Origin of the sequence: Rhodanobacter sp. L36 (assembly GCF_009765755.1) — a bacterium.
GTDB lineage: Bacteria > Pseudomonadota > Gammaproteobacteria > Xanthomonadales > Rhodanobacteraceae > Rhodanobacter.
This window is the reverse complement of sequence record NZ_LMUV01000002.1, coordinates 1,114,545-1,130,405: the sequence shown is the minus strand read 5'-3', so window position 1 is coordinate 1,130,405 and position 15,861 is coordinate 1,114,545. Positions and strand designations below refer to the sequence as shown.

Sequence of the window (15,861 nt, the reverse complement as noted above, 5' to 3'; positions counted from 1 at the left end):
CACTTCCGGCTTCGAGCTCATTCCTGTGTTGTCAGGCCATGCGTCAGTGGCTGACGCCCGTCGACGTGTCGATGCCCGAGGTCACCCGTCCGCCCTGCAACCGGTTGGCCTGGATCAACGCACCTGCCGGAACGGTCATCTGCTTGCCGTCGAGATCGGCCACCGCCTGGCTGCTGAAGCCGCCGCTGCCGTTGCTGAGCCACTCGTACAACATGGCCGGTCCCAGCGCGATGGAACCGAACTGCGCCCTGGATGACCAGAGAATATCGGCGAGGCCGTCACCGTCGTAATCCGCGATGCTCGCCAGCGTGTAGCCGGTTGGCACCGGCAGCGTCTGCTGAGAAGCGATGGTCGCGCCGTCCATCGTCCACAGCGTCAGCGCATGCGCCGTGGGGTTGGTCCAGAACAGCGAGGTCACGCCGTGGCCGGCAACGTCGCCTGCGCCGAACAAGGTGAATCCGGCCGGACGATCGGCGATCTGCGTGGTGTCGAAGCTTCCCCGCTGATTGTTGATCGACAGGTAGACCGTGTTGTTCGCGGCATTCGGGCCGGTCCACACGATATCGGCGAAGCCATCCCCGTTGACGTCGGCCAGGTGCGGCACGAAACCCGCCGGGCCGTTGTATACCGGCGAGGAAGTGGCATGGAATGTGTAGTGGGCCTTACCCAGAATGTAGAACAGGGTGAAGCCGAGTTGCTGCCACTGCACCTGACCGGTTTGCGGATTGGCGAGGAAGAGTTCGTCGGTGCCGGCGCTATCGAAAGCTGCGGCGCCGGCAATGCTCCAACCCGCCGGATACGGGTCACCGATCGCCGTGCTTTCGTAATAGTTGGCGGCGCCGCCCAAACCGTCGGACAGCATGACGTAGAGCTGGTTGCCCGGGCCGGTGAGCGCGATGCTGTCGATGTCGCGGTTGAAGATCGTACCGGCCGGCGTGAAGAAATTACCGACAGCGCTGATCGCATAACCCGCCGGCATCGGTTGCGCGATGTTGTTGAGCGCGATCGAGCCCTTCATGCCCAGCTGCAGGAAACTGGCATTGACCGGTTCCAGTACGGCGATGTCGCTGTAGCCATCGCCCTGCGATTCATTCGCCGACGACAGATAATCCGACGGCGCGACATAGCCGTTCTTGAACGGCGCATAGAACGTGTTCAGCGCATCCACCAGGTTGCTCGCATTGATGCTGCCAAGCCCCGTGGCCAAGCTGTAGCCGGCGTTGGTGCTCCACGCGGGATCGAGCTGGTCGATGCCACCGGCACTCAGCACGCCATAAGCCTTGGATGATTTGCCGTTGTAGCAATCGTTGGTGCCGCCGAAACATGGCTCATCGATCGTGCCGACCGTGACATTGTTGAAGATGCATTTCGCATCGACCTGAGTGCCGTTGCTGGAACTGCACGCAGTCAGCATGGCCGTGTTCGGCGAATGGCTGGTGCCGTATTCCTTGGTGCCGAGGTTGTACAGCGCCGGCAGAATGTTGCCGCTCGGCGTACCCGAAGCCTGGTTGATCAACGCCTGCACGCCTGCCATCGCCGGTGCGGCAAATGAGGTGCCGCCCGCACTGTTGAAATACACGCTGTCCGGATCGGTGTAATCGCAGTGGGTGCCGCCTTCATCCGCATCGGACATGCAGTACACCAGGGAGTGTCCGTAAAGACCGTTCGCGGCGAACAGCGAGACGTCCGGGATCATTCGCGCACCGACGTTGGTCGAGCCATAGATGCCGACCTGCCACAATGGCTGGAACCAGTTGTTGCTGGCGCCGCCACCGCCACCGCCGGTGTTGAGAAACCGCTGACCGGCAGGCGTGTTGCAGGCGTCCACGCCATTGCTGAAACCGAGCACGGCATCCAGCGTGTCACTCGCGCAGGAGGTATCCCAGGTCTGCTCCGGGATGTAGCTCAGCGCAGAACCGTAGAGCGTGGTGTTCGACTGGCTCCAGTACGGCGCGGTGTTGTTGTAATCGTTGAAATCGGTGCCGCCCACGGCCACGTTGTAGGGCGTCGATGCGAGCCCGTTGACAGTGATGCCCTGGGACGCCGCGGACCCGTTCTGGTCGCACGAAGCCGAGCCGGCGTCGCCGGTGGAAACGAACACGGTGACGCCTTCTGCGGCTGCCTGCGACCACAGGTCGCCGGCTTCTTCGACCATGCCATCGACGAACCCCGCGGCCTCGCATTCGCCATAGCTCAGGCTGAACACCGTCGGCATCGGCGCAACGTAACCGCTGAGCAGATTCTGTGCGGCAATGAACGGACCGAACGTTGCACTCTGGCTGTCGTCGCAGGAGGCGAACACCACATTGGCATCCGGTGCGGCGGCGCCGATCCATTCGGCGTCGAGCGCGGCTTCGCCTTCATCGCCGTTGCGGCCCGGGTCGGCACAACTGGTGTCATCCGCATTCTGTTGCGGATTGATGTAGCTCACCGCACCGATCGCGCTGGCGGGCAGGAAAGCGCCACGGAACGTTTGCACGTCAGCGGGCAGGACATCGGTTCGCTCAAGCACCGCCACAGTCTGACCCGCACCGCGTATCGGCGTGCTGCGGTTCCATAGCGGCCCGACGTTGTAGACGGTGTTGAAATCCGGCGGCGCCACGTCGTACGTCGTGGCGGTATCGATTGTGCCGGGCGGTAGCGTGATCTGCGGTGCACCCTTGGCACGCGACACCGTCTTCCAGCGGCCGGAGCGCTTGTCGCGCGTGACGGTGCCGACATCGGCGTGCTGCGGCTTCGGAAAGAAGTTGTTGAGCGACGCCACGCCGGAGACCACCGGCGCCAGCGCCACGGGAATCTGCTGCACACTCGCATTGGCAAAATGCTGTTCGCCATGGACGGTGAAGCCGTGCAGCGTGGTGTGGAATGCGTTGCCGACAGCAGCGCTGGTGCCGGAAAACGTGATCGACATGCCAGTGGGCGAGACGCCGTCCAGATGCAGGCCCTGTGACTGCAACCACTGCGCGACCTTGCCGATATCGGCGGTGGCCGGACCGAACATCGTGCCGACCTGCTTGGCAGTAAGCCAGTGGTGGAAATACGGCGAACTGGGCGTCGTCAGCTGCGCCAGGTAATTCTCGAACTGTGCCTGCTTGGTCGCGCTGCGCTTGAGCAGCAGCGTCACGTTGCGGATGGTGCGGACCTGCGGCAGCGCGCCGGTGTCCTGACTCGCCACGGCCAACGCCGGCTTGCTGCCGGGCACCGTGAAGAGTTTGGTGTTGTCGATCGCGCCGGTGATACGCGCCGTGTCCGGCGTGAAGTCGGGAATGCTGGTCGCCTGGGCGGCATGCGTCGCGGACGACAACATCCCCGTGAACGCCATGACGGCGCCTGCCAGCCAAGGTAAAGGCCTGTTGCTAGACATTTGAAATCCCCACTCTGGATCGTGCGATGGATGTGAGTTCTGACGTTTCCCGTCAACGTGCACCGGCTCCAAGGTCGTTCCTTGCCGCGATCGCCCCAACGCGAACGGGCCACGAACCGTCCGGAGCTTAGGTCAGCCGCGCGGGTTAGTCACACACGCCGTTATGGTCGTAATATCACCGAATTCTCACCGACATTTGGACGTCTAAATGTCGATGAAACCGACGGCGCGTCGAAACGCCGGCGAGCTGCACACGGAAGGTGTCTGGATGTTCGCAAGACCCACCGGAGTGCCCGCGGCGATGCTTCAGCGACTGCTTGCCTGGTTCCAGCGCATCCCGATCGACGATCCCGTCGACCGGCGCAACGGTGTATTCATGCAATGGCTGCTGCTGTTCGAAGGCACGCGCATGCCATTGAACAAGCTGTACCTGCTGCTGTTCAACTGGAACTACCTGCGCGACACGCTTTACGACACCGCGCGCACCGGCCCGCGCGCGGCCATCGCGATTGACTTGGTCACCGACGTCTTCATGGCACTGGCTGCCTGGATCGGCATCTGGCTCATTCGCCGTGGCCGCTTTCGCCTGGCCGTGTCGCTTTATGTGGGCGTGGTGCTGGGATCGGCGGCGCTTGCGTACGGCGCTTTCGGCTACCACGAAAATTTCGTCGACCTCACGCTGGTCGTCGTACTCGCCCTGAGCGGACTGATGCTCGGGCGACGCGCGTTATGGACGACCTATGGCGTGCTGGCGCTGGTATTCGCGATCGGCGTGATTCCGCCGCAGATCTTCAGCGATGCAAGACTCTGGCGCGTCGCACTGGAAACCTACATCGCCTTTCCCTGTCGCGCACTGATGAGTTACCTGCTCATCGCCATCGTCATCGATCGCAGCATCAACGCACTGCGCGAGAGCCTCGACGAATCGAACGCACACCGGCGCGAGCTGAAACGCGAGATCGCCGAGCGCGAACGCACGCAGGAGCAGTTGTTGCACGCGCGCAAGATGGATGCCGTGGGCAAGCTGGCCAGCGGTATCGCGCACGACATGAATAACGTGCTCGGCATCATTCTCGGTTTTGCGACGGAGCGCGACCGCCTCGATCCCGATGTCGTCCCCGACGAAGACGCGCAGGCGATGGCCGATGCGCTGGAAGGCGTGGAGCTGGCCGCACGTCGCGGCGCAGCCGTGTGCAGCAAGCTGCTCAATTTCAGCCGCCACGACGTGACGCATACCGAAACCTTTGATGCCGCGGCAGCCCTGCGCGACATCCGTCCGCTGTTGCGACAACTGATGCCGTCGTCGGTGCAATTGAGCATCGAGATGCCGAGCCGCGACCTGCCGATCCGCTTCGACCGCAGCCAGTTCGAACTCGCCTTGCTCAACCTCGCATCCAATGCGCGCGACGCCATGCCCGATGGCGGTCAATGCACGATCACGCTGGACGCACCGGACACATCGACCGTTGCGCTGTCGATCCGCGATTCGGGCACGGGCATTGCGCAGGAGCACGTGCATCGCATCTTCGAACCTTTTTTCACAACCAAGCCGGTGGATCGCGGCACCGGACTCGGCCTCAGCGTGGTCTACAGCCTCGTACATCGCGCCGGTGGCGACATCACCGTGCATGGCACCGCAGGCGGCGGCACCACCTTCCGCATCATTCTGCCGATGGCCGACGTGACGCAGCCGTCCGTTTCGAATGTGTTGCCTGCGGGCCGCGTTCGCGTATGGCTCATCGATGACGACGACAGCTTGCGCGGCGTGCTCGCGTCCGCGCTGGAAAAAGGCGGCTGCGATGTGAGCGAGGCGGCCAATGGCGCAGAAGCCGAACGGCTGGTTGCACGCATGGACAAGCCGCCGCACGTGCTGGTGTGTGACTACCGCATGGCCGACATCGATGGCGAGACCTTGCTGCGCCGGTTGCGCGGAACCCTGCACGCGGTGCCGGCCATCCTTATTTCCGCATACCTGGACAGTGACGGATCCAGCGACGGCCCGGAAGACCTGCACAGCGAGCGGTTGCCCAAACCGTTCTCGCCATCCGTACTGCTTGCCCGCGTGTTCGCTGCGGCGCGCCGCGAACAGGATGAAGCGCTTCAGCTCATCTCCAGCAGATAGCCCTGCCCGTGGACCGCGTTCAGCGGCAACGGTTCGCCGACCGCCGCCAGCACCTTGCGGCGCAGGCGATGGATCAGTGAATCCAGCCGATGCGGATCGAAGGCGACGACGTCGTCGGTGATGGCGCCGATAAGCATGTCGCGCACCACGACCTGGTTCGGCTGCTTCATCAGTTCCTCAAGCAGGCGACGCTCGGTCTTGCTCAGGATCACGCGTTCGCCGGATGGCGCGATCAGCAACCAGTCGTCCGAATCGAGTTTCCAGGTACCGGCGGCAGCGGCACGCGGCATCGACGGGCGCAGTCGTCGCGCAACGCTGTGCAGCGTCGCTACCAGCACGTCGATCTCCACCGGCTTGGAAAGATAGGCGTCGGCGCCTTCGCTCAATCCACGCACGCGATCAGTCGTTTCCGATCGCCCGGTCAGCATCACGATGCCGATGTCGGCGAATTGCGTGCGCAAGGTGCGCGCGATTTCGAAGCCGTCACGCTCGGGCAATCCGATATCCAGGAGCACGATGTCCGGCTTGCGTCGCTCGATCGCCTGCGTCATCTGCGCGACGTGACCGATCGCCATCACCTCGAAGCCGAATTGCGTGAGCCGTGGCGTCAGCACCCTGTCGCGCAACAACGCATCGTCTTCGATCAGCAGCAGGCGAAGGCTTTCGGCAGGCATGAATCAACTTGGCGTGGAGGTGGAACGGTCATGGTTCAACCATACCGCATACCGTCGATGCCGACCGGCAGCGCGATGATATCGTTCAATACGCCACGCTGAAGCGCTTGCGAATGTGCACGGGCGTTTCCACTTCATCCAGCAATGCGACGGCGAAGTCTTCGTAAGAAATCGTGCTGACGCCTTCGGCATCGACGAGCAAGGCGTCGCCGCCGATGCGGAATTTTCCGGTGCGTTCGCCAGGTACGAAAACCGCGGCGGGCGACAGGTAAGTCCAGTCCACGTCATCCGTCTCGCGCAACGCATCGAGAAACGCTGCGCCCGCCAATGCTTCCGGCTTGTATGCGGCGGGGAAATCCGCGCTGTCCACCAGACGCATGCCCGGCGCGACTTCCAGCGAGCCCGCACCGCCGACCACCAGCACACGCGCGATATCGGCAGCATGCGCGACAGCCAGCACCTGTGCCGCCGTGACATCGACGAAGCGCGACGCGCTGATCAGCACGTCGAAACCGCGCAGCGCAGCGCCGACGCCCTGCGGATCAGCACGCACATCACCCTGGACGAAAGTGACGCCGTTGTCGTTCGCGGATTCGTCGGGGTGTCGCGCGACAACGCCCAGTGCATGCCCGCGACGACGTGCCTCGCGCGAGACCCGTTGTCCGACATTGCCGGTGCCGCCGATCAGTGCGATGCGTTGCATGCTGGTTCCTGTGAGAAGCGAAGTCGTCACTGCCCGGGGAGTACGCCCAGCGGGTTTGCCAGCGCGAAATCGATCGCCGCACACACGGCAGCCACCTGTGCGGCGTTGCATTGCTGGGGCGTGGCGCGCGGGCTGTCGGGGTAGACCTCGGTAGTGGTCTTGTACGGTGCGCGGGTGATGCTGGCGCAGAGGCCAAGCTTCGTCAGCGCGTACTCGATGACCCCGCGCGCAACCATCGGCGATCCGATGATGTCGCCATGCCGATCCGCCGGCGCAATGTGGGTGACTTTCGCGACGGCCATAATCACCGCCTGCTGGAACGCGGGCTGTGGATGCGCGCTGTCATCGACGAGATAGAAGCCATCGGGAATTTCGCCCGGCTCGTACGGCACACCATCACGCGCGGCTAGCGCGGGACGGAATTCCGATTCGTCGCTATCGGTGGTTTCGTGAAGATCGATATGCACAAGCACGCGATCACGCAACGGCGCCACCCACTGCATGAGTGCCGCCGATTCCGCAGCCGGGCTGTTCTCGCGAAACGATCGGTTGGGATCGAGCGCGCGAGCATTCCAGCGGTGGATTGCTTCATAGGCCCACGGACTGACGCACGGCGCGACCAGCAGATTGGCGCGCCCTTCATAGCCCGACGCGTGCTGCTCGACGAACTGCAACGCGCCGTGCACGCCACTGGTTTCGTAACCGTGCACGCCGCCTGTCACCAGCACGCACGGCAGATCATCGCGCCAGTGGCGGCTGCGGATCGCGAACAGCGGATGGTTGCCCGATGCATCGTCCAGACGGCCATATTCCGACACATCGAAACGCGAACGCAGCGCATCGATCGCGCGCACCACGTCCTCGTCGTAGCTGCGCTTGCGCGTTTGCCGCGACAACCAATCGGCGACCTCCGCGTCACCCCACGGCTGTCCCGGCGTGCCTATCGGATAGGGCGCGACATCACTCACGGCGTCGCTTGATTCCTGGCGCCTGCCGGAAGCTGCTCAAGATTGAAAGTGATGGTGGTGATCTTGCGATCCAGACCCTGCACCACTTCAGCGGTGAGATCGTTGGACGTGTTGCCCGAGAGCACGGCGTCACGGTTCAACAGGAGTCCGCAGCGATGATTTTTATAGGCATCGGCAACGAGCGGCTGCGCCTGCTGGCCGATACGCTCCATCGCCTTGCCGCGCGTGAGCTGCACGCGCTGGTCGAGTTCGCCGGCCTGCGCCTGGAACGCCTGCATGCGCTGCTGCAAGGCTGCGCCCTGCTCCTTGCGCTGCGCTTCGGTCAGCGACGGTGCTTTCTGCTCGAACGCCTGGATGTCCGCGTCGATCGGCTTGCGCTGGTTGACCAATTGATCGCGTGCCTGCTGCGTCAGCTGCGTCAGACGCTGGTTCGCCGCCTGTCCAATCTTGGCCTGCGCGAAAACCGCCTCACGCGACAGCATGCAGACGCCGGGTACCGCATCGCCACTCAGGTTGTCGGCGGCAGCGGCGCGCGCGGGCGACACAGGGATGACGGAAAGAGCGCTTACGGCGACCAGCGAGGCAAAGAGAACGGAACGATGCAGATTCATGTCGGGATACCCAGTGTTGGAAGAGATGTACGCGTCCATCGACTGTTCGAAGGCCGCGTGGTTCCCAAGCATACCAATCGAGGCGTTCCTGCTGCGTGACCATGTCCGGATCGCGCGAAACCGCCGGGATTTCAGCCCTTGTATTGAATTCTGGCTACGCCACTGGGCTTGCACGCCGCACACCCCATGGAATCAATGACGCGTGAGTGACCCGGCGGTCAAGACACCGAACATCCATGCATTCAGGTCGCCTGCGTCCAGATCGACTCGATGTCGCCGTGCACGGCTGCGTCTACTGTCGCTTCCTCGATGCCGTGCATCCCGTGGACGATGCCATGGCGCATGCCTGCGTAATCGCCGTTGCGGCGAAAAGTGACCGACCAGTGCACGCGACCGGCGCTGCCGGGCCGATAGTCGCCTTCGTAGGTGCAGCCATTACTGGTCTTGCCAGTGACATCGACCATTGCAGAACTCCTCAGGCGTCTTCGCCAAGGCAGCATAGGCGCTTGTCGGCGCAATAGCTGTGGCGACGAACACGGAGCAGGCTTGCGGGTCAGGCAATTTGTGTTTGCGTGCTATCCGCGATGGCACTTTCACCTTCACGCGTATTGCTCAACCGCCTCGTGCAGATCAGCAGCGCGCGTGATGCACATGGACCGACCGAAGTCGGAAGTTTTTTTCGATGTAGAACGTGCCGTCGCGTTAGATCTGCCAGCGCCTCTTCCCGATGAGCCAGCCAATCCACAACGACGCGACGCACACGCTGTCGCGTCGCTGCGTCGACTTTTGATCAGAGCTTGTCGACGCCCTTGCGCAGCCAGCGATCGATCAGGCCCTTTTCGTAGCGCAGCGAGTCCGAATCGAGAGCGGGCGAGCTATCGTCCATGAAGGCGAGGTCACGCAGCTTGCGCTGGCCCTTGCTCAACACCTTGCCGTCGGCATCGGTCAGCGTGAAATTCAGATCGATACGCGGCGGATAGATGGATTTGATGACACGCACCTGATCCATGCGCGGGCCGTGCCATGGCTCGAAGTCGCCGGCACGATCCACATCGGTGACCTCGATATCGAGATGCTGTCCCGACGTCAGAATGCGCGACGCACGTTGCGCGATGTATTCCTTGAGCGGTTTCAGATAGTCATCCGCGTTGAGCTGATTGATGCCGGCACTGAGTTTGGCTTCCGTGAAATTTTTCGGATCCTTGTAATGCACGCTGACGTTGTCCGGCGGCGGCGTCGCCGCATAGGTCACGGCAGAAGCGAAAGCCAGGCAGGCGGCGCAAAGAAGGCGAACGAGCGAAGAGGATTTCATGGCATGACTCCCGGAACAGGGCAGCGGCCGGACCAGGCGCGCGTGGCGACGCTGAAGCAAGGCTCAGTGTACGTCCGCGTCAATGGCGATAAGCGACGGCTGGCTTAACGGGTGCATTCACCGTAATAACGCATACGTCAATCGATCGCGTGGACGTGTATCCATCGTCTGCCATCCAGGAAATAGGCATCAGCGCCACCTTCTACCGCGCCTATGTAAAAGCCGTCGTTACGTGACCGAAACCGCTCAAGCACACCAGGCTCGGGAACAAACGCATAGTCGTTTGTGTGGACGTACAGACCCGCGGGTGCGCGATTGAGTTCAAGGCTGGCGAACTCGCTGTTCTCTTCCGCGACCGTCGTCAGGCTCCAGCCATCGCGTCGATGCATCGCCGCCACCACACGATATTCCATGCTTTTTCTTGCGGATGGCATGAGCAACACCACATCCCTTAGTCCGTCGCCATCGAGATCCATCCAGGCTTCAAGAATGCATTTGCCTTCCTTGCTGGCCTGCAACCGATTGTCTTCAGCAGAGTCCGTGGAAATCGGCAAACGCTCATCGGCGAAGCGCCGATGCAGTAGCTGTCGAAGTTCCGAAGGAATCTGATCGACACATGGATCAGCCAAAGCGGCACCGGGAATCGCAAGACCCAGCAGCATGCAAAACAGGATTTTCATTCTGTCATTACTCAGGGAAACGGCTTGACGAAACCATCGTCAAACGCCGTTCAATACCAATAATCCGCCACGCATTTTCCATCGCGCGGCTGGTCTTCGAACGTCACCAGCCCATCGAAGTGATCGATGGGAATCTCGGCCACCGCCTCAGGTTCGCAGAGGCGGATGTTGACGCCCATGCGGCGACGTCCGGCTTCATCCGTTTCGGTGCCGCGCCAGCACACCAGGCAACCGCAGGTCGGACAGAAGTGGAACGTGAGCGACGTACCCGGCGAGTACGATTGCGTCGCGCCGCTGACGCGCACCGCTTCGTTCTCGTAGTCGTAGATCCACAGCACGCCGTAGCGTCGGCACGATGTGCAATTGCACGCGGTCGCGCCACCAGGCTCGCCATCAAACTGCCAGTGAACTGCACCGCATCGGCAGGAACCTTCGATCATGGATCGCCTCCGTGTCTTTCATGCTGCCGTGGCCCGCGCACAGGTTGCAAACCGGGACACGCTTCGTGCAAGCGCTTCGTCGGTAAATCCTGAACCACGAACGGCGTGACGTTACTTGCCCGCACCGCGCTTGCCGAAAACATCCTCCGACCATCGCACGCCATCCCACCAGTGCAGCGCACGTCGCATCCACGTGCCCGCCTGATCCGGATTCCACACGAATGTCGCCACGCTTTGCGCCGGCATCATGTATTGGAAACCGACCGGCCCTTGCGTCACGGTGACGCGGCGCGCGTCAGTGTGGCTGTTGACCATCACCAGCACGACGGATTCGTCGGATGCGTTTCGAAAGGCCACGTTGTTGATGATCTTGTCGGTTTCGCTGGAGCCCACACGCATGGCGCCGGGCAACACGAAGCGGCTGAAGTGCGCGAACGCGTAGTACTCGTCGTTGCGGCTCACCGCACCGGTGTGCGAGTCGATGGTGACCAGGCCCTTGCAGAGATCGCAGCCGCCGAAGTGCGGGCCGTGTTGTTCGTCGAGCGCGAGGTTCCAGTACACCACGCCGCGCGCCCAGTGGCGGATGCCGGCGAGCAGCAGGTCGCGCGCGAACCACATCAGTTCGCCGTTGCGCGCGGAGGCCCAGTCGCCGCCCGAGCACTCGGTAATGTAGGCGTCCTTTTTCGGATACGCGCGATGCACCTGCGTCTGCGTGGACGCGGTGCCGTTGTAGCAATGCCACGCCACGCCATCCACGTACGGCGCAGCAGTCGCGTCGGCCAGCACGCTGGATGGTTCATCCGGCTGATCCCAGTTGTGATCCCACTCGAGGATCAGCGTTCTTGGCGTGCGACGCGCCAACGCGGGGCCGAGATATTGCCCGATGACGCGCGCACGCGTGGCAGCGGGCATCTCCATGCCGGGATAGGTGATCGGCACGAAGCCCGGCTCGTTCTGCACGGAAAGCGCGTAGATGGGGACGCCGTTCGCACGATAATTGTCGACGTACTTGACCAGGTAGTCCGCGTAGGTACTTTCGAATGTCGGCAGCAGCTCGCCGCCGATCAGGTTGGCGCTGGTCTTCATCCACGCCGGCGCGCTCCACGACGACGCGATGATGCGCAGCTGCGGATTCACCGCCAGCGCCTCGTGCATCGTGGGTATCAACTCGCGCAGGTTGGGCGTGACGTTGAAATGCTGCAGCGTCGGGTCGGTCTGTCCGGTGGGGAGATCGTCCAGCGTGTACGGCTGCGGCGAGAAATCGGAGCCACCGATGGTCAGCCGCACCATGTTCAAGTCGAGCCCGGGCGGTGGCCCGAACAACTCCTGCATCAGCGCGCCGCGCTGTACGACATTCATGCGGTTCTGCAGCACCCACGCGGAGGAATCCGTCATCGCCGCGCCAAAGCCGACCATCGACTGAAACGTCGTGCGCGTGTCGATCACCACGCCGGCCGGCAGCGCCGCGCTCGCAACCATGTCGATGTCGGGCTGCCGCGCCAGCTGCAATCGGCGGTCCGCCGTGCTCACCCAAACCTGCACGACGGGCAACACCGGACGCACCGCCACGGGCGCCCGCGGCTTCGGCGCCGGGGGCTTCTCGCGGCGCGGCCCACCGATCAAGGCGACGGCGATCACGCTGATGAGCACGAAGGATGCGATGCCCAGCCAGACGGCTATTCCCCTGCGCTCATCCATGGCGCACACACGGCGCATCACTCACGTTGCGGTTCACTTGCGACACTCTCACTCCGGTGGCTGCCCGCCCGCGCAACACGGGCCCGGTGAAGAGTGCAGAAAAAATGCCGCAGCGTCGACCCGCAGGACGTGCGCCTGGTCGCGCGGCAGCGCTTGACTGGCTCGCGATCCGTGCATCACGCCCTGCAAGGCGCGCATGCGCGGCGAGATCGCATGTGCAGGCAGCGCTGACCATCGCGCGACTTTCAAGGCGATCCTGTTGGTTCGCATACCCCTATGACGTCACTACTTTGCAGCGACGCGCATGCGGTTCATCGTGGTGCATCCATCACGACAGGAGATTTCCATGCGCGTTTTCCTCACCGGCGCCACCGGTTTCATCGGCTCCAAAGTGCTGCCCGAATTGCTCGCCGCAGGTCATCAGGTACTCGGCATGACGCGCTCGGATGCCGGCGCCCGCGCGCTCGTTGCCGCCGGTGCGCAAGCGCATCGCGGACAACTCGAAGACCTCGACAGCCTGCACAGCGGCGCCGCGCAGGCCGATGCGGTGATCCACACCGCGTTCGACCACGACTTCTCGAACTTCGTCGCCAACTGCGAGAAAGATCGCCAGGCCATCAAGGCACTCGGCTCGGCCTTGATCGGTTCGAACAAGCCATTGCTCATCACCTCGGGCACCGGCATGGGCAGCGCCGGCCACGGCCAGCCAGCGACCGAAGACGTCTTCAATCTCGATCACCCCAACCCGCGTTCCGCATCGGAAATCGCCGGCGCGGACATGTCCGCCGCAGGCGTCAACGTCTCCGTCGTGCGATTGCCGCAAGTGCACGACACCGTCAAACAGGGACTCGTCAGTCCATTGCTCGATGTCGCGCGAGCCAAGGGCTTTTCCGCCTACATCGGTGAAGGACACAACCGCTGGCCCGCCGCGCACGTGCTCGACGTCGCACGGCTCTATCGACTGGCGCTGGAACGCAATGAGCCCGGCGCGCGCTATCACGCGGTTGCCGAAGAAGGCATCACCGCACGCGACATCGCCACCGCCATCGGCGCCGGATTGCACATGCCGGTGAAGTCCATCACCGCCGACGAAGCCGCCGATCATTTCGGCTGGCTCGGCATGTTCGCCGGCATGGATCTCCCCGCATCGAGTACGTGGACACAAAAAGCTCTTGATTGGCATCCCGTCGGCCCGGGCCTGATCGCCGACCTTGAGCGGATGGACTATTCGGGCGCCAGCAACATGTAGATAACCCCATGTCTCTCTGTGCACGAGCAGGCATCAAAAAGCCGACCCGCTCGCTGCGTCCTTCCATCCCGATCAGGGTGCCTTGCGTGCCCTGCTCCGGTCCACGAATTTCCATACTTCGGAAATCACCACCGAGCCTTCGCCGACACCGGACGCGACGCGCTTCACCGATCCGCTGCGCACATCGCCGACCGCGAAGATGCCGGGCAGCGAGGCAGCGAAGGGCGAGCTGGCGCCCACCGCGGTTCCGGTCAGCACGAAGCCTTTGTCGTCGAGCTTGACCAGGTCGCTCAGCCAGTCGGTGTTGGGTGCGGCGCCAACCATGACGAAGACCGCGCGGCTCGACACCGTTTCCTCGCTGCCGCTGGCGACGTTGCGGATGGTCACGGACTCAAGGTGATCGGTGCCGTGCAGCGCCATGACTTCAGCGCCGTATTCGATGCTGATGGCCGGATCGGCTTCGAGCCGGCTCGACAGATAACTCGACATCGACGCGGCCAGTGATGAGCCACGCACCAACACGCGCACGCGGCTCGCCGTGCGGCTGAGAAACATCGCTGCCTGGCCGGCGGAGTTGCCGCCGCCGATGACGATGGCCTCCGTGTCCTTGCTGTAGCGCGCCTCGATGTCGGTGGCGGCGTAGTAGACGCCGGCGCCTTCGAATTCGGCCAGCCCGTCGATCGGCAGGCGGCGATATTGCACGCCGGTCGCCACCACCACCGCGCGCGCACGAATGCGCCTGCCGTTGTCGAAGGTCGCGCAGAAGTGGCCGTCATCCAGCAACTCGAGCTTCGCCACCCGTCGCGGCATGGCGAAGCGCGTGCCGAATTTCATCGCCTGTATTTCGCCGCGCCACACGAGGTCGGCGCCGGAGATGCCGGTGGGGAAACCCATGTAGTTTTCGATCCGGCTCGACGTGCCCGCCTGACCGCCGATGGCGATGTCTTCGGTCACCAGTGCGCAAAGTCCTTCGGCGCCGGCGTACACGCCGGCGGCCACACCCGCGGGCCCGCCGCCGACGATCAACACATCGAAATCCTCGTCGTCGACGAGATCGAGATTCAGCCCGAGCAGGCGCGCGACCTTGTCCGGCGTGGGCTCGGCAACGATGGTGTCGCGGCCGAAAATGACCGCGGAGCAATCTCCCGCCAGCGAACACGTGGCGGCCACGGCGCGCGCTTCCGTGCTCCCGCGTTCGAACGAGCTATAGGGGATGCGATTGCGTGTGGCGAACTCGGCGATGCAACGCACATCGCGATCGCTCTCCTCGCCGATCAGCACCAGCGCACTGTCGCGTTGCTCGATCTGCCGCCGACGCCGCGCGGAAAACACTGTGATGATGATGTCCGACATCTCCGGTATCTGCGACATCAGCGTCAGCATCGCGGCACGCGGCACCTCGATCACCGACGTCTCGCGCACTGCGCGCATCGGCATCGAGAAGGTGCCCCCGTTGAGCAGCGATATCTCGCCCATGAATTGCGTGGGCCCCAGTGTCGCGGGCAGATGCCGCTCGCCGGTATAGGCGTTGACGACCTCTATTTCGCCATCGACGACATAGACGAAACGATCGGCCGGCTGCCCCGGCCGCGCGAGATAACTGCCGGCCGCGTAGACCGCCTCGGTGCCTGCTGCACGCAACGCGGCAACGTGCGCGGGCGCCAGCGGCGTGCGTTGCATCTCGCTCAGATTGCCGCCGATCGATTCCATGCATTTCCCCCTTGCGATGCGTTCGCCAACTCACCGCCCGATGGACGGCTCTGGCGCAAACACAGGGGGTCGATCATAACGCTGCGAATGCACGACGACGCCGGCGCCTCGACACTGAAGCTTTCGAAGCGCCTCTCGCCGCATCCATTGCAACCATCGCGAAGACGAATCGCGACCTACATGCGCGCCAGCTTGTGCTCGATCCTGCCGACGCGATGGATGATTTTTCCCCCGACGCTCAGGCCGAACGATTGCGTGAAAGTGGGGCTCGGCGTGTTCGGCAAAAAGCTGTACATGGAGTTGGCCGCCTCCACCGTTTTATAGATCCAG

General features: G+C 63.3%; 14 protein-coding genes. 3 read left to right on the top strand and 11 right to left on the bottom strand.

Annotated features, from left to right (window positions below; all coding sequences use genetic code 11):
• Positions 1-43 precede the first annotated feature (43 nt).
• The gene (locus tag GSQ73_RS04890; protein ID WP_158881512.1) at positions 44-3,322 is read right to left on the bottom strand and encodes a protease pro-enzyme activation domain-containing protein; all 3,279 of its coding nucleotides are present in this window, start codon (positions 3,320-3,322) and stop codon (positions 44-46) included.
• Between the two features lie 250 nt (positions 3,323-3,572).
• On the opposite strand from GSQ73_RS04890, the gene GSQ73_RS04885 reads away from it, so the two are divergent.
• Entirely contained in the window at positions 3,573-5,486 is a 1,914-nt protein-coding gene (locus GSQ73_RS04885) for an ATP-binding protein (RefSeq protein WP_158881510.1), read from the top strand.
• Here GSQ73_RS04885 and GSQ73_RS04880 read toward each other — a convergent pair.
• The 9 genes from GSQ73_RS04880 to GSQ73_RS04840 form a co-directional block, all read right to left on the bottom strand.
• Positions 5,465-6,160: a response regulator transcription factor gene (locus GSQ73_RS04880; RefSeq protein ID WP_158881508.1), complete on the bottom strand. Its 696-nt coding sequence runs from the start codon at positions 6,158-6,160 to the stop codon at positions 5,465-5,467. The genes GSQ73_RS04885 and GSQ73_RS04880 overlap by 22 nt on opposite strands.
• An 85-nt stretch (positions 6,161-6,245) precedes the next feature.
• The gene (locus GSQ73_RS04875; protein ID WP_158881506.1) at positions 6,246-6,863 is read right to left on the bottom strand and encodes an NAD(P)-dependent oxidoreductase; all 618 of its coding nucleotides are present in this window, start codon (positions 6,861-6,863) and stop codon (positions 6,246-6,248) included.
• A gap of 26 nt (positions 6,864-6,889) precedes the next feature.
• Positions 6,890-7,831 (bottom strand): M14 family metallocarboxypeptidase, encoded by a 942-nt coding sequence (locus GSQ73_RS04870; RefSeq protein WP_158881505.1) that lies wholly within the window; start codon positions 7,829-7,831, stop codon positions 6,890-6,892.
• Entirely contained in the window at positions 7,828-8,442 is a 615-nt protein-coding gene (locus GSQ73_RS04865; RefSeq protein ID WP_158881503.1) for an OmpH family outer membrane protein, read from the bottom strand. Before GSQ73_RS04865 ends, GSQ73_RS04870 begins: the two co-directional genes overlap by 4 nt.
• 242 nt (positions 8,443-8,684) lie before the next feature.
• The gene (locus GSQ73_RS04860; protein WP_158881501.1) at positions 8,685-8,906 is read right to left on the bottom strand and encodes a TonB-dependent receptor; all 222 of its coding nucleotides are present in this window, start codon (positions 8,904-8,906) and stop codon (positions 8,685-8,687) included.
• A gap of 326 nt (positions 8,907-9,232) precedes the next feature.
• The gene (locus tag GSQ73_RS04855; protein WP_158881499.1) at positions 9,233-9,754 is read right to left on the bottom strand and encodes a DUF3016 domain-containing protein; all 522 of its coding nucleotides are present in this window, start codon (positions 9,752-9,754) and stop codon (positions 9,233-9,235) included.
• Between the two features lie 137 nt (positions 9,755-9,891).
• Complete coding sequence (locus GSQ73_RS04850) at positions 9,892-10,308, bottom strand: hypothetical protein (RefSeq protein ID WP_158881497.1); 417 nt, start codon at positions 10,306-10,308, stop codon at positions 9,892-9,894.
• Between the two features lie 176 nt (positions 10,309-10,484).
• Positions 10,485-10,874, bottom strand: a complete 390-nt coding sequence (locus tag GSQ73_RS04845; RefSeq protein WP_158881495.1) for a GFA family protein — start codon at positions 10,872-10,874, stop codon at positions 10,485-10,487.
• A 111-nt stretch (positions 10,875-10,985) separates the two neighbouring features.
• Positions 10,986-12,572, bottom strand: coding sequence for a glycoside hydrolase family 30 beta sandwich domain-containing protein (locus tag GSQ73_RS04840; RefSeq protein ID WP_158881493.1), 1,587 nt, complete (start codon positions 12,570-12,572; stop codon positions 10,986-10,988).
• A 346-nt stretch (positions 12,573-12,918) separates the two neighbouring features.
• Between GSQ73_RS04840 and GSQ73_RS04835 the strand changes: the two genes are divergently transcribed.
• Complete coding sequence (locus tag GSQ73_RS04835) at positions 12,919-13,821, top strand: SDR family oxidoreductase (RefSeq protein ID WP_158881491.1); 903 nt, start codon at positions 12,919-12,921, stop codon at positions 13,819-13,821.
• A 72-nt stretch (positions 13,822-13,893) separates the two neighbouring features.
• On the opposite strand, the gene GSQ73_RS04830 is transcribed toward GSQ73_RS04835, so the two are convergent.
• Complete coding sequence (locus tag GSQ73_RS04830; protein WP_158881489.1) at positions 13,894-15,531, bottom strand: cyclic nucleotide-binding domain-containing thioredoxin-disulfide reductase; 1,638 nt, start codon at positions 15,529-15,531, stop codon at positions 13,894-13,896.
• Between the two features lie 87 nt (positions 15,532-15,618).
• Between GSQ73_RS04830 and GSQ73_RS04825 the strand changes: the two genes are divergently transcribed.
• Positions 15,619-15,855, top strand: coding sequence for a hypothetical protein (locus GSQ73_RS04825; protein WP_158881487.1), 237 nt, complete (start codon positions 15,619-15,621; stop codon positions 15,853-15,855).
• The last annotated feature ends 6 nt before the right edge of the window (positions 15,856-15,861 follow it).

Coding starts and splice junctions, on each gene's coding strand:
- GSQ73_RS04845 (WP_158881495.1), bottom strand. CDS start 10,874: ATGATCGAAGGTTCCTGCCGATGCGGTGCAGTTCACTGGCAGTTTGAT.
- GSQ73_RS04840 (WP_158881493.1), bottom strand. CDS start 12,572: ATGGATGAGCGCAGGGGAATAGCCGTCTGGCTGGGCATCGCATCCTTC.
- GSQ73_RS04875 (WP_158881506.1), bottom strand. CDS start 6,863: ATGCAACGCATCGCACTGATCGGCGGCACCGGCAATGTCGGACAACGG.
- GSQ73_RS04865 (WP_158881503.1), bottom strand. CDS start 8,442: ATGAATCTGCATCGTTCCGTTCTCTTTGCCTCGCTGGTCGCCGTAAGC.
- GSQ73_RS04890 (WP_158881512.1), bottom strand. CDS start 3,322: ATGGCGTTCACGGGGATGTTGTCGTCCGCGACGCATGCCGCCCAGGCG.
- GSQ73_RS04860 (WP_158881501.1), bottom strand. CDS start 8,906: ATGGTCGATGTCACTGGCAAGACCAGTAATGGCTGCACCTACGAAGGC.
- GSQ73_RS04855 (WP_158881499.1), bottom strand. CDS start 9,754: ATGAAATCCTCTTCGCTCGTTCGCCTTCTTTGCGCCGCCTGCCTGGCT.
- GSQ73_RS04885 (WP_158881510.1), top strand. CDS start 3,573: ATGTCGATGAAACCGACGGCGCGTCGAAACGCCGGCGAGCTGCACACG.
- GSQ73_RS04825 (WP_158881487.1), top strand. CDS start 15,619: ATGCACGACGACGCCGGCGCCTCGACACTGAAGCTTTCGAAGCGCCTC.
- GSQ73_RS04835 (WP_158881491.1), top strand. CDS start 12,919: ATGCGCGTTTTCCTCACCGGCGCCACCGGTTTCATCGGCTCCAAAGTG.
- GSQ73_RS04830 (WP_158881489.1), bottom strand. CDS start 15,531: ATGGAATCGATCGGCGGCAATCTGAGCGAGATGCAACGCACGCCGCTG.
- GSQ73_RS04880 (WP_158881508.1), bottom strand. CDS start 6,160: ATGCCTGCCGAAAGCCTTCGCCTGCTGCTGATCGAAGACGATGCGTTG.